This is a genomic window from Salinisphaera sp., assembly GCF_035690525.1.
Lineage (GTDB): Bacteria > Pseudomonadota > Gammaproteobacteria > Nevskiales > Salinisphaeraceae > Salinisphaera.
Map to the genome: position 1 here is coordinate 1 of NZ_DASSKM010000045.1, position 11,685 is coordinate 11,685.

Below are 11,685 nucleotides of genomic sequence, written 5' to 3' on the forward strand. Positions count from 1 at the left end.
TAGGGCGTGTTGCCGTTTCACATAGGCAGCCATAGGAGTACGCACGCCATGGCGACAACGCCTTCATAGTGTTTTTTCAGTTTATCAAAGCGACAAGCCAGTGCGCGGTATTGTTTTAATCGAGCAAACGCATTTTCCACGAGGTGTCGATCACGATAGGCGCCTCGGTCCAAATCATCGTTGCCGTGAACCGAGTTGCGTTTTCGCGGAATGACGCATTGACTGCCTTGCGCGTGAATCCGTTCTCGAATGCGCAAGCTGTCATACCCCTTATCTCCCACAATCGCCTGCGCAGTCGGCAGTTGGGCAATCAATACAGGCGCCACAACACAGTCATGGACTTGGCCGCCCGTGAGCCTGAACTCGATCGGCAGGCCGTAGGCATCCACCGCCAGATGCAGCTTGGTGGTCAGACCCGCTCGGCTTTTGCCGATGGCTTGCGGATCCGGGCCCACAGCGCCCGCGCTGTGTTGATGGGCTTTGGCGTAGGTGCCATCGATAAACGCCCATTCCAGATCGGGGTCGCTGACCACCGCCTTGAAGATCCGCCACCACTTGTGGCTCTGGCACCAAGCGCGGAAACGCTTGTAGATCGCATTCCACGCGCCGAAGGCCTCGGGCAGGTCGCGCCACGGACAGCCCGTACGCATGCGATAGAGCATGCCTTCAACCGTCAGGCGCAAATCCGGTTTGTCGTAGATCGATTCGGCAAGCAAAATACGTTTGAGCTTCGACCAATGCTCATCTGTGAGTATTTGTCGGGCCATCGCAGGCTCGTTGTTGTGTTGGTGGTAACTTCACAATACGAGCCTGCTTTTCCTACAATCAATGGCTTGGAGCGAAACGGCAACACGCCTTAGTCGCCAAGTCGGTCGTTAAGAATAAGCAATATAGCGGCCGTCATCGGCGCCGGCGCCGCGCTCGGTTATATAATTTACGAGGCGGTGCAACAAATGGAGGAAACCAATACTTTCAACAGCCAGATCGCGCCGGATATAGAGCAATGGGGCATCACCGGCGGCGAAATCACGGATGCCGATCTAATGGCCGCCGGCCTGCCGACGAATCCTTATGCCCATGTTCCTCCGGTGCAATAAGCGGCTCACGAATTTAAAGTCCGACAGCTACTCAATCGGCAAAAGCCAAAGCCTCGCGCCCGGCGCCGCAGCGGCGGGCCGAGCGCATGGCCACGCCCTCGCTCATCGAGGCGCGGATCAAGGGCGCGACGCGGCCGAGCGCGGCCGCCGCCGCCCGGTCGACCACGCGCTGGCGGCGCGATCGGCCCATGCGAGCCCGCGCCCAGTCGGGCAGCAGCGCCGCGCCGGCGCCTAAAAACGTACGCCGCGACACGCCGGCCACCGGCACCGGCAGATCCATCGCTTCCAGCACGGCCAGGGTCGCGCGCGAACGCTCGTCGAAGCGCAGTTCGGGCTGCACGGCGGCGAAATACTCGGTCATCTGGCGCCTGGACGCCGGCACGTCGCGCGCGCCGAGCTTTTCGGCGATGCAGCGCGTTTCGCCGAAATAGCGGTCCTCGGCCCCGGCCGGCAGATCGGCCCGGCGATAGCGCTTGTAGCCTTCGATAAACATGGCCATTTCGGTGCAGTGCACCCAGGTCAACAGCGCCGGATCGCGGGCGTCGTAGGATTCGCCCGCGGGGGTTTCGCCGACCACGCGGGCATGCATGCGATCGACGATGCCGATCAGGCGCTCGGCGTCCGCGCTCGGCGCATAGCTGGTCGCGGCGACGAAGGTCGTGGTGTTGCGCAACCGGCCGAGCGGGTCCTCGCGGAAACGCGAATGATCCCAGACGCCGGCCAGCGCCCGCGGGTGCAGCGTCTGCAGCATGAGCGCGGCGATGCCGCCGGCCATCATGCCGGGGAAATCGGCATGGATCTTCCAGGTCGCCGAGTTCGGGCCGAACAGCCCGAGATCGCCGACCGGCGCGTCGTAGTCGATGCCGAACTTGTCGTGAGTGGCCACGGTATCGATGATCCAGCCGCGTACGCGCTCGTGCACCGGCCTGAGCAGATGACTGAATGTCGCGGTAGGCATGACCACGATGACGGCCTCGATCGTCGTGAATGGTCTTGGATTATACGCCCTGAGATGTCTTCCGATGCGCTCAAAGAGTGTTTACAAAACGTAGCGAGCACCGGACGGGGCCGAAATGGCAAGCGCAGTAGTTTTGTAAACACCCTCTCAGATCGGATAGCGCCGCGGCCCGGTCTGGGTCGTGATCCAGCGCAGATCGGTGAATTCGGCAATGCCGGCCTGGCCGCCGAAGCGACCATGCCCGGAGGCCTTGACCCCGCCGAAGGGCATTTGGGCTTCATCGTGCACGGTGGGCGCGTTGATATGACAGATGCCCGAGCGGATGCGCCGGGCGATACGCAGGGCCCGCGCGCCGTTGTCGGAGAATATCGCCGCGGCCAGCCCGTATTCGGTATCGTTGGCGATGGCGACGAGCGCATCCTCGTCGTCGGCCGCGCGGACCACGGTCACGATTGGGCCGAAGGATTCCTCGTGATACGCGCGCATGGCCGGGGTCACGTGATCGAGCACCGTGGGCTGCATGATCACGGTCTCGGCCTCGCCGCCGGTCAGCGTCTTGGCGCCGAGGCCGGTCGCGTCCGCGATCAGTGCGTTGCAGTGCCGGCGGGCGGATTCGCCGATCAGCGTACCCAGCGGTGTGGCTTCGCGGCGCGGATCGCCGGCCTTGAGTTCGGCCACGCGGGCGGCGAGCCGGCCGACGAAGGCATCGGCGATTGACGCCGCCACGACCACGCGTTCGGTCGCCATGCAGATCTGGCCCTGGTGGAAGAAGGCGCCGAAGACGGTCGCATCGACCGCGGCTTCCAGATCGGCGTCGTGCGCGACCACGAGCGGCGCCTTGCCGCCGAGTTCCAGTAGCGCCGGCTTGCCGAGCCGGGCCGCGCTCTCGCCGATCAAACGGCCGACGCGGGTGGAGCCGGTGAAGTTCACGCGCGCGATCGCCGGATGCTCGATCAGCGCAGTCACGACGTCGGCCGCGGCATCCGGCGCATTGTGGACAACGTTGACGATCCCGTCGCCCAGGTCGGCCGCCACCAGCGCCTCACCGATCAGATGATGCACCATCGGGCACCGTTCCGAGGCCTTGAGCACAACGGTGTTGCCGCAGGCCAGCGCGGTGGCGATCGCGCGCACGCCGAGAATGACCGGCGCGTTCCAGGGCGCGATGCCGAGCACCGGCCCGCACGGCACGCGCAGCGACATGGCGAGGCTGCCCGGGACATCGCTGGGGATGGTTTCGCCCCGGATCTGGGTAGTGAGCGCGGCGGCCTCGCGCAGCATGGAGGCGGCCACTTGTACGTTGAAGCCGGCCCAGGCCGCGGTTGATCCCGTTTCGTCGATCATGGCTTGCATGAACGCCTCGGCGCGCGCTTCGATCTCATCGGCGGCGGCGGCAAGACGCGCCCGGCGCACCCCGGGGCCGGTCTGCGACCAGGACTCGAACGCCTGCCCGGCCGCTTCGGCCGCCGCGTTTGCATCGGCGGCGCCGGCCGCCGCCGCGCGGGTCACGACATCGCCGCCGGCGGGGTTGCGGCGTTCGAAGGTGGCGCCGTGCGCCGCGCCGCGCAGCGCGGTACCGATGCGCAGTGCGACTTCGTTCATACCGTGCCCCGTTCGGCGCCGTTCAGCACATAATCCAGCGCGGCGCGATAGCCGTACACGCCGAGCCCGGCGATCACGCCGTCGGCGCGCAGCGAGACATAGGACCGGTGGCGAAAGGATTCGCGCCTATGCACGTTCGACAGATGCACTTCCACCACGCGTCCGGCGAAGGCGTTGAGCGCATCGAGCAGGGCGATCGAGGTATGCGTCCAGGCCGCGGGGTTGATGATGAGGGCATCGGCCACGCCGCGCGCGGCATGTATTCGGTCGATCGCCTCGCCTTCATGATTGGTTTGGAAGCAATCGAGCCCGGCCCCGGCGGCGCGTGCGTGCTCGCTTAGCCCGCGCTCGATATCGGCCAGCGTGTCCGCGCCGTAGATCTCCGGCTCGCGGTCGCCGAGCAGATTCAGATTAGGCCCGTTGAGCAACAGAATATTCACGCCACGCGCTCCTTCACCGGATTGGACGGCCTAAGTGTAGGCCAAGTGTAGGTCAGCCGGCGCGGCCGGCGACAGCGCGATTGGCAACGGGTCTTAAATCAGCGGGCGCGACGCCTCCCACTCGGCGATCACGGCCCGCGCGGGGCGGTGGGCGGCGATCAGCCAATCGGCCACGCTAAGGCCGGTCGCCGCGACGGCGGCGGCCACGACCTGGCCGGCGGCCCGTGCGTCCTCGCCGGCGTCGTGATGGGCGAAGTCGAGTCCAAGATGGCGTTTCAGGCTGGCCAGGCCGTGGCCGCCGCGGGTTTTGAGTTCGGGAAAGGCGCGCCGCGCCACGCGCACCGAATCCAGCCAGCGAGCCGAGATCGGCGCCCGGCCGTGGATCAGGCAGGCGCGGGTGATGGCGGTCACATCGAAGGCGGTATGCGACACCACGATCCGGCCCGCGAGCGCCTCGGCGACGCGCTCGTGAACGGTGGCCCAGTCGGGCGCATGGGTGACGTCGCCCGGCCGGATGCCATGGATCGCGATATTGCCTGCGGAAAAATAGGTCTGCGGGTGCACCAGCCAGGACCAGTTGTCGACCAGCCGGCCGTTGGCGAAGCGGGCGAAGCCGATCTGGCAGATGCTGCCCGCGTCGCCGTTGGCGGTTTCCACGTCCACGGCGACGAACGCGTTGGCATCGCAGCGCAGGGCGTCGGGCGGCGCGATCGGCCGGGCCACGGTTTAGGCCGCGCCGGGCAGTCCGGCGACCACCTGTTCGATCAGGGCGCGGGCGTCGTCGGAAACCGCGATCCGCGCGACATGCTCGGCGCCGACAAAACCCCGATCGCGCATATGCGCCATGCAGGCGATCAGCGGCTGGTAAAAGCCGGCCACGTCGAACAGCCCGGCCGGCTTGTCGTGCCAGCCGATCTGGTGCCAGGTCAGCACCTCGAACAGTTCCTCGAGCGTGCCGAAGCCGCCCGGCATGGCGATGAAACCATCCGCGGCCTCGATCATGGCCAGCTTGCGCTGGTGCATGGTCTCGACCACGCGCAGTTCGGTCAGCCCGTCATGAGCGACCTCGCGGGCCGCCAATCCGCGCGGGATGACGCCGAGCACCGGCCCGCCGGCCGCCAGCGCCGCATCGGCGAGCGCGCCCATCAGGCCGACCCGCGCGCCGCCGTAGACCAGCCCGATGCCGGTCCGGGCCAATTCGGCGCCGAGCGCGCCGGCGGCTTCGCGATAGCGGGGGTCGCCCCCGTCGCGCGAGCCGCAGTAGACACAAAGCCAGCAATGGGTCTTGGGTTGGGCAGCATCCATCCGGGTCAGGATAAACCGCCTGGCGGGCGGCGAGAATCCCCGGTCTGGCGATATGAAGTTCTCGGCCCGGCGACATTAAGAAACCGTGACTGCAAAGGCCGGAGCGCTCACGTAAGCTCACCACGCACGCGAATTGCGTGCGTGACAACGCTGACAGAGATCCTGTTATGGACGTACCCGCCTGGGTTTGGATCGCCACCATCGCCGGCATCGGCGCCCTATTCATATTCGACTTCGTCGCCCATGTGCGCAAGCCGCACGAGCCGTCGCTGACCGAGGCCGGCAGTTGGACGGCCTTCTACGTGGTCACCGCGCTGATCTTCGGCGCCGGGCTGTGGTTCGTTTGGGGACACAGCCACGGTATCGAATACCTGGCCGGCTATATCACCGAAATGAGTCTGTCGGTCGACAATTTGTTCGTGTTCGTGATCATCATGGGGTCGTTCGAGGTGCCTAGGGCGTACCAGCAAAAAGTGTTGCTGGTCGGGGTGTTGATCGCGCTGATCCTGCGCGCGATCTTCATCATCATCGGCGCGGCGGCGATCGCCCATTTTTCCTGGGTGTTCTATATCTTCGGCGCGTTTCTACTCTATACCGCCTACAGCCTGGCCACCGCCTCGCACGACGAGAACGAGGAATACCAGCCCAACATTCTGGTCCGCCTCACCCAGAAATATCTGCCGGCCACCGACGAATACAACGGAGCGCGCTTGACGATAATGAAAAACGGCAAGCGCCTGATCACGCCCATGCTGATCGTGATGGTCGCCATCGGCGCCACCGATATCCTGTTCGCTCTGGACTCGATCCCCGCGATCTACGGCCTCACCAACGAGCCGTACATCGTGTTTACCGCCAACGCCTTCGCTCTGCTCGGCCTGATCCAGTTGTACTATCTGCTCGGCGGCTTGCTCGATCGGCTGGTGTATCTGTCTTTCGGGCTGGCGGTGATTCTGGGCTTCATCGGCATCAAGCTGATCCTTGAGGCGCTGCACGGCAACGAACTGCCGTTCATTAACGGCGGCCACCCCATCAAGGCCGTGCCGGAAATTCCGATTTGGTTGTCGCTGGCGATCATTATCGGCGTGCTCGCGGTCACGACCGTCGCCAGTCTGATCAAGTCGTCTCGAAGCGGTTAGCCGGCGGACATGTCCCTAACATAGGCCGGCCGGAGCGGGTCTCCGGCCCACACCTCGTTCAGGGCGCGCACCAGTTCGTCGCGCTCCGGTTCGGCCCGGCCGAGCGCGTCTTCCTCCATCCGGGCGACCGCGGCGCCGGCACGCTGAACGAGATCGCGGCCAGCCTCGGTCAGCACCCAGAACAAGGAGCGTCCGTCGGCGGGATTGGCGCGGCGCGCGACCAGATCGCGCGCTTTGAGGCCGGACATGATGCCGACCATGTTCGACGGCGCGATCGCCAGCGCCTCGCTGATCTGCTTATGGGTCACGGCCGGGTTTTCCGCCAGCAGCGAGAGCGCGAAAAATTCGACCTGGCGTAACTGAAACGGCACCCCGATCGCCAGTGAAAACCGTTGTTGCATGGCCATTTCGGCACGCCGTAACTGGTAGCCGATCAACCGCCGCAGGCCGCGGTCCTCGATCTGCGTTCGCGTGCTTTCGCAGCGCTCCCGCCAATCCACCACTAGACTCGCATGTTCCACGATCGCTCCCTGGTCAGATCACGACAAATCCCCTAACGCGAACAGATCGAGGTCAACCCCGGCGGGCCGCCGCTCGGCGCTGGCCACGAAAACCGTCCGTGTCACCCATTGATACGGCCCGAGTGGGGCGATTAGACGCGCGGTCGTCTGAAAGTAGGATGAGGCGGGTTCGCCGTCTTCGGTTTCGCCGTGACGGAGCCCCCGATTATCGAATTCCACCCGGGTGCCGTCGTCGAGTTCCAGGCTGTAGTGGGCGGCGAGGTCGATCACGCCGTCGGCCCGGATGGTCTGCCAGTCGCCGCCGCCGGCCGGAATCCGACCGGACAGATAAGGGCCGTCGAGCGTGCCGCCCACCACCGGTATGAACCGGCGCCGGCCTTGTGCGCCCTCGCCGAGATCGATCGGCGCGCCGACCTCGACCGCCAGGTGGGCGATGAATGTGAGCACGGGCGGCTTCGGCGGGACGGCGGCATCGGTCATGATCGGCGTGGACGGGGCATGAGCGCCGCACAGCTTAGCCGCCGCCCGGCCGCGTGCCCAGCGCACTGGCCCGTCCGGCCGCGATTCAGGCGCCGCGGCCGACACGGAAGAACTCGCTGGTGCCCACCGCCGCGGTGGCCTTCTCAATCTGCTCGAGCGCGAGGATATAGGCGGCCGTGCGCAGATCCACATCGTTGTCCTCGGCCCGGTCGGCCAGCGCATGCGTGGCTTCGACCATCCGCTGTTCCAGGCGCTCGGCGACGGTGTCGGCGTCCCAATACCACGCTTGGCGGTTTTGCGCCCACTCGAAGTAGCTCACGGTCACGCCGCCGGCATTGGCCAGGATATCGGGCAGCACTAGCACGCGGTTGTCGATCAGGGTGGCGTCGGCTTCGCTGGCGACCGGGCCGTTGGCGATCTCCACGATCACGCCGGCGGCGACGTCGCCGGCATTGTCGGACGTGATCACCGATTCCAGCGCGGCCGGCGCCAGCACATCGACCTCCATCGTGATCAGATCGGCGTTGGACATCGCTTCGCCGCCGGCCTCGCTCACCGAGCCCTTGTCGTTCTTGGTCTCGATCACGGCGTCGATATCCAAACCGCCGGCGTCGTGGATTCCGCCCGAGGAATCGCTGACCGCGACCACGGTGTAGCCGGCGTCGGCGCATCGTCTCGCGAAGCACTGACCGGCGTTGCCGAAGCCCTGTATGGCGACCGTGGTGCCCTTGGCCTCCCGGCCCCAGCGCTGCATCATCGTGGAGAGCACGTGAAAAGCGCCGTCGCCGGTGGCGGTGGCGCGTCCGGCCGAGCCGCCCATTTCGATCGGCTTGCCGGTAATCACATCCGGGGTATGGGCGCGGGCGATGATGCGGTATTGATCGGCCATCCAGCCCATCACCCGCGGGTTGGTGTTGACGTCCGGGGCGGGAATATCGCTGTCGGGGCCGATGAAGTCGGCGATCTGGTCGATATAGGCGCGCGCCAGGCGTTCCAGCTCGGCCGGCGAGAACTGCTTGGGATCGACCGCGACGCCGCCCTTGCCGCCGCCGAACGGCAGGCCCATGACCGCACACTTCATGGTCATCCAGAATGCCAGCGTCGAAACCTCGTCCGCACCGACGTCGGGATGAAAGCGTATACCGCCCTTGGCCGGCCCGAGCGCGGTGTCGTAGCGGACGCGATAGCCCGAGAACACGGTCATCCGGCCATCGTCGTGGCGTAGCGGCACGCCGACCTTGAGTGCGGCGTCGGGTTGCGCCAGCCGCTGGGCGACATCCTGCGAAATCTCGATATGCTCGAGCGCGGCCTGGATGCGCGCACTGGCGCCGTCGAACAAACTGGGCATATGCGAATGGCACTGGTGCAAAACTATTATGCCGAGGCTGACGCGCCGGGGCCGGTGTTTGGAACCCGTATCTTCCCTGTGTTAGGTCGCCATCGCCCTCGTGTAAGCATGAAGCGCGCCAGGAAATGGATACTGTAAAATAAATTCTGTGGCGCGGCGTCGCGTGAAACGCCAACAGCCCCTAAACTGGTGGCATCGTTTTTCAACCGGATCGATTCATGGCTAAAGTGATGATCGTCACCGGCGGCAGCCGGGGCATCGGCGCCGCCACCTCGTTGATGGCGGCCAAGTACGGCTATGCCGTGGCGGTGAATTTCCGCGCCAATCGCACAGCGGCCGAGGCCGTGGTCTCCGCGATCGAAGAGGACGGCGGCCGCGCGATTGCAGTGCAAGCGGACGTCTCGAACGAGGACGACGTCGTGGCGATGTTCCGGGCCGTCGACGAACATCTCGGCCCGGTCACCGCCCTGGTCAACAACGCCGGCATCGTCGACGAGCCAAGCGCGGTCGCCGACATGAGCGCGGCGCGCATCGAGCGCATGATGAAGATCAATGTCGTTGGGCCCTTCGTTTGTGCCCGCGAGGCGATCCGGCGCATGGGCAGCGCACGCGGCGGCGCGGGTGGCGTGATCGTCAACGTCTCATCCGCGGCGAGTCACGCCGGCGGCGGCGGTGGCGCCGGCACGTATATCGACTACGGCGCCTCCAAGGGCGCGATCGATACCTTCACCGAGGGTCTGGCGCGTGAAGTCGCGGCCGAGAACATCCGCGTCAACGCCGTGCGCCCCGGCGTGATCGACACCGAAATCCATGCCAGCGGCGGTCAGCCCGACAAGCCGCAAAAAGCCCCGGCCGGTATTCCGCTGGGCAAGATCGGCACGCCCGAGGATATTGCCGAGGCGATTTTGTATCTCACCGAAGCGCGCTTCACCACCGGCGCCTTCCTGGACGTCGACGGCGGCATCTGAAGCTTCGTTCCCACACTGGATTCATCGAACTACCGGTGAGCGCCATGTCACCTCTTACAGCCCATACCGAACAAATTGCCGAGGAACTGGCACAGCGGCACGGCTTCAGCAGCGACGCGGTCGGGCATATGATGCGCGCCGTCGACGCCGGCTGGGGCGGAATGGCTGCGTTCGATCATCCCGAATTCGGCGGCCCCGGCCAATGGATGCAGGGCGGCATGATCATGCTCGGCGAGCCGTTAAATCATAGCCTGCGCGCCAGGGTCGACGCGCTGTGCAACGAAATCGCCGGTGTCTACGAAGCCGAAGGCCCGCTGATCGAGCGGGGCCCGAACAGCGCGCCGGCGTGGCCCGAATCTTTAGGCACGCCCAGCGCCACCGGCAGTCAGGGCGGCCTGCATTATGCCTGGTTCGCCGAGCGCCGGCGTCTGGTATTGATCCAGCACGGGCGGATGCGGATTTTCGATACCGGCGATCATCGTGTTTCCGGCATCGCGCAGCAGCAGGACGACGTGCACGGCAACGTGCGGTTTATCAGCCAGCACGGCACCATCGATCTGGCCTCGTTGACACCGGTGGACGATCCGGTCGCAGGTCCGGACGCGCCATCCACCGAGACGCCGTCGGCCCGTGCCGACAATGACATCTTCGCGGCCATCGAGCGCCTCGGCGAGCTGCGCGATCGGGGCTTGATCACCGGCGAGGAATTCAGCGCCAAGAAGACCGAGCTGCTCTCGCGTCTGTGACGCCGCGCGGCCGTGGGTGAGGGCTCACCCTAGCCGCTATCCTCGGGCCGAAGCCATAATCGTTTTTCCGGCACGCCGCGCTTCGTGATACACAGGCACTATTTGCGCGGCCGGCACAATCGGGCCACGAGGGAAAATTCGATGTTCAAACACGTTCTACCGATCGCCGCCGCGGCTGTCGTGGCTGTCGGCGTCCAGACCGCCTGGGCCGACACGTCGTCGACCGGGGACACCCAGCCGTCCAAGGCCGCCGCCGGCGCGTCGAGGAACGACCAAGTCGTCCGCGAGACGCTGAAGAACGGCCTGCAGGTGATCGTGGTGCCGGATCGGCTGGCGCCGGTGGCGACCACGATGCTGACCTACCAAGTCGGCTCGCGCGAAGCGCCGAAAGGCTTTCCCGGCATGGCGCACGCCCAGGAGCACATGATGTTCCGTGGCACAAAGACGCTGTCGGCCGAGCAGATCGCCGCGCTCGGCGCCGCGCTCGGCGGGCATTCCAACGCCTTTACCACCAACGACTCGACCACCTACTACTACACCGTACCGAGCCAGTTCACCGAGGTTGCCCTGCGGTTGCAATCCGAGCGCATGCAGAGCGTGCTGGACAAGCCGGCCGACTGGAAACAGGAGCGCGGCGCGATCGAGCAGGAAGTCAGTCAGGATATGTCCTCGCCGCTCCAGGTCGCGATCAAGCGCATGCGCAAAACGCTCTACAAGGGTACGCCCTATGCGCACGACGCGCTCGGCACCCGCGAGTCGTTCGAGCAGACGACGGCCAAGATGCTCCAGACGTTTCACAACCGGTGGTACGCGCCGAACAACGCGGTGCTGGTGGTCGCCGGCGACGTCGATGCCGACAACATTCTCGCCGCAGTAGAGGATATGTTCGGCGGTATTCCGTCGCAGGAACTGCCGGAGCGCAGGCCGGTCGACCCCGGCAAGGTCGACTCCAAGACCATCCGTATGCCCACCGACAGCGGCTACGGCTTTGCGCTGATCGGATCACGTGCCCCCGGCAGCCGCGATGTGCAGGCCATGGCCACCACCGAAGTGCTGGCCAGTGTGCTCAACAATCCGCGCG

General features: G+C 65.8%; 14 protein-coding genes. 5 read left to right on the forward strand and 9 right to left on the reverse strand.

Features of this window, described 5'->3' with window-relative positions; genetic code table 11:
• Positions 1-17: 17 nt before the first annotated feature.
• Positions 18-767, reverse strand: coding sequence for an IS5 family transposase (locus tag VFJ08_RS03445; protein WP_324995194.1), 750 nt, complete (start codon positions 765-767; stop codon positions 18-20).
• Between the two features lie 186 nt (positions 768-953).
• On the opposite strand from VFJ08_RS03445, the gene VFJ08_RS03450 reads away from it, so the two are divergent.
• A complete protein-coding gene (locus tag VFJ08_RS03450; RefSeq protein WP_324995196.1) occupies positions 954-1,097 on the forward strand; it encodes a hypothetical protein in 144 nt (47 codons plus the stop codon).
• Positions 1,098-1,128: 31 nt separating this feature from the next.
• On the opposite strand, the gene VFJ08_RS03455 is transcribed toward VFJ08_RS03450, so the two are convergent.
• The 5 genes from VFJ08_RS03455 to VFJ08_RS03475 form a co-directional block, all read right to left on the reverse strand.
• Positions 1,129-2,055: an oxygenase MpaB family protein gene (locus tag VFJ08_RS03455; protein ID WP_324995198.1), complete on the reverse strand. Its 927-nt coding sequence runs from the start codon at positions 2,053-2,055 to the stop codon at positions 1,129-1,131.
• Positions 2,056-2,202: 147 nt separating this feature from the next.
• A complete protein-coding gene (locus VFJ08_RS03460; protein WP_324995200.1) occupies positions 2,203-3,657 on the reverse strand; it encodes an aldehyde dehydrogenase family protein in 1,455 nt (484 codons plus the stop codon).
• Positions 3,654-4,097, reverse strand: a complete 444-nt coding sequence (aroQ, locus tag VFJ08_RS03465) for a type II 3-dehydroquinate dehydratase (RefSeq protein ID WP_324995202.1) — start codon at positions 4,095-4,097, stop codon at positions 3,654-3,656. Before aroQ ends, VFJ08_RS03460 begins: the two co-directional genes overlap by 4 nt.
• Positions 4,098-4,190: 93 nt before the next feature.
• The gene (locus VFJ08_RS03470; RefSeq protein WP_324995204.1) at positions 4,191-4,820 is read right to left on the reverse strand and encodes an exonuclease domain-containing protein; all 630 of its coding nucleotides are present in this window, start codon (positions 4,818-4,820) and stop codon (positions 4,191-4,193) included.
• A 3-nt stretch (positions 4,821-4,823) separates the two neighbouring features.
• The gene (locus VFJ08_RS03475) at positions 4,824-5,402 is read right to left on the reverse strand and encodes a TIGR00730 family Rossman fold protein (RefSeq protein WP_324995206.1); all 579 of its coding nucleotides are present in this window, start codon (positions 5,400-5,402) and stop codon (positions 4,824-4,826) included.
• 167 nt (positions 5,403-5,569) lie between these two features.
• On the opposite strand from VFJ08_RS03475, the gene VFJ08_RS03480 reads away from it, so the two are divergent.
• Positions 5,570-6,541, forward strand: coding sequence for a TerC/Alx family metal homeostasis membrane protein (locus VFJ08_RS03480; protein ID WP_324995208.1), 972 nt, complete (start codon positions 5,570-5,572; stop codon positions 6,539-6,541).
• On the opposite strand, the gene VFJ08_RS03485 is transcribed toward VFJ08_RS03480, so the two are convergent.
• The 3 genes from VFJ08_RS03485 to VFJ08_RS03495 all read right to left on the reverse strand — a co-directional run bounded on the left by VFJ08_RS03485 (position 6,538) and on the right by VFJ08_RS03495 (position 8,890).
• Positions 6,538-7,062 carry a MarR family winged helix-turn-helix transcriptional regulator gene (locus VFJ08_RS03485; RefSeq protein WP_324995210.1) on the reverse strand — a complete coding sequence of 175 codons (525 nt, stop codon included), beginning with the start codon at positions 7,060-7,062 and terminating at the stop codon, positions 6,538-6,540. The genes VFJ08_RS03480 and VFJ08_RS03485 overlap by 4 nt on opposite strands.
• Positions 7,063-7,080: 18 nt before the next feature.
• Complete coding sequence (locus tag VFJ08_RS03490) at positions 7,081-7,509, reverse strand: DUF3237 domain-containing protein (RefSeq protein ID WP_324995212.1); 429 nt, start codon at positions 7,507-7,509, stop codon at positions 7,081-7,083.
• A 118-nt stretch (positions 7,510-7,627) separates the two neighbouring features.
• Positions 7,628-8,890, reverse strand: a complete 1,263-nt coding sequence (locus tag VFJ08_RS03495) for a Glu/Leu/Phe/Val dehydrogenase (RefSeq protein WP_324995214.1) — start codon at positions 8,888-8,890, stop codon at positions 7,628-7,630.
• Between the two features lie 218 nt (positions 8,891-9,108).
• Here VFJ08_RS03495 and VFJ08_RS03500 point away from each other — a divergent pair, with 218 nt between their 5' ends.
• The 3 genes from VFJ08_RS03500 to VFJ08_RS03510 form a co-directional block, all read left to right on the forward strand.
• The gene (locus VFJ08_RS03500; protein WP_324995216.1) at positions 9,109-9,858 is read left to right on the forward strand and encodes an SDR family NAD(P)-dependent oxidoreductase; all 750 of its coding nucleotides are present in this window, start codon (positions 9,109-9,111) and stop codon (positions 9,856-9,858) included.
• Between the two features lie 44 nt (positions 9,859-9,902).
• The gene (locus tag VFJ08_RS03505; RefSeq protein WP_324995218.1) at positions 9,903-10,604 is read left to right on the forward strand and encodes an SHOCT domain-containing protein; all 702 of its coding nucleotides are present in this window, start codon (positions 9,903-9,905) and stop codon (positions 10,602-10,604) included.
• Between the two features lie 141 nt (positions 10,605-10,745).
• The coding region (locus VFJ08_RS03510; RefSeq protein WP_324995220.1) for a pitrilysin family protein at positions 10,746-11,685 on the forward strand (940 nt) is incomplete at its 3' end.

Bases quoted from the DNA above. Each gene is read 5' to 3' on its own strand.
- VFJ08_RS03445 (WP_324995194.1), bottom strand. From the start codon at position 767: ATGGCCCGACAAATACTCACAGATGAGCATTGGTCGAAGCTCAAACGT.
- VFJ08_RS03450 (WP_324995196.1), top strand. From the start codon at position 954: ATGGAGGAAACCAATACTTTCAACAGCCAGATCGCGCCGGATATAGAG.
- VFJ08_RS03455 (WP_324995198.1), bottom strand. From the start codon at position 2,055: ATGCCTACCGCGACATTCAGTCATCTGCTCAGGCCGGTGCACGAGCGC.
- VFJ08_RS03460 (WP_324995200.1), bottom strand. From the start codon at position 3,657: ATGAACGAAGTCGCACTGCGCATCGGTACCGCGCTGCGCGGCGCGGCG.
- VFJ08_RS03475 (WP_324995206.1), bottom strand. From the start codon at position 5,402: ATGGATGCTGCCCAACCCAAGACCCATTGCTGGCTTTGTGTCTACTGC.
- VFJ08_RS03480 (WP_324995208.1), top strand. From the start codon at position 5,570: ATGGACGTACCCGCCTGGGTTTGGATCGCCACCATCGCCGGCATCGGC.
- VFJ08_RS03495 (WP_324995214.1), bottom strand. From the start codon at position 8,890: ATGCCCAGTTTGTTCGACGGCGCCAGTGCGCGCATCCAGGCCGCGCTC.
- VFJ08_RS03500 (WP_324995216.1), top strand. From the start codon at position 9,109: ATGGCTAAAGTGATGATCGTCACCGGCGGCAGCCGGGGCATCGGCGCC.
- VFJ08_RS03505 (WP_324995218.1), top strand. From the start codon at position 9,903: ATGTCACCTCTTACAGCCCATACCGAACAAATTGCCGAGGAACTGGCA.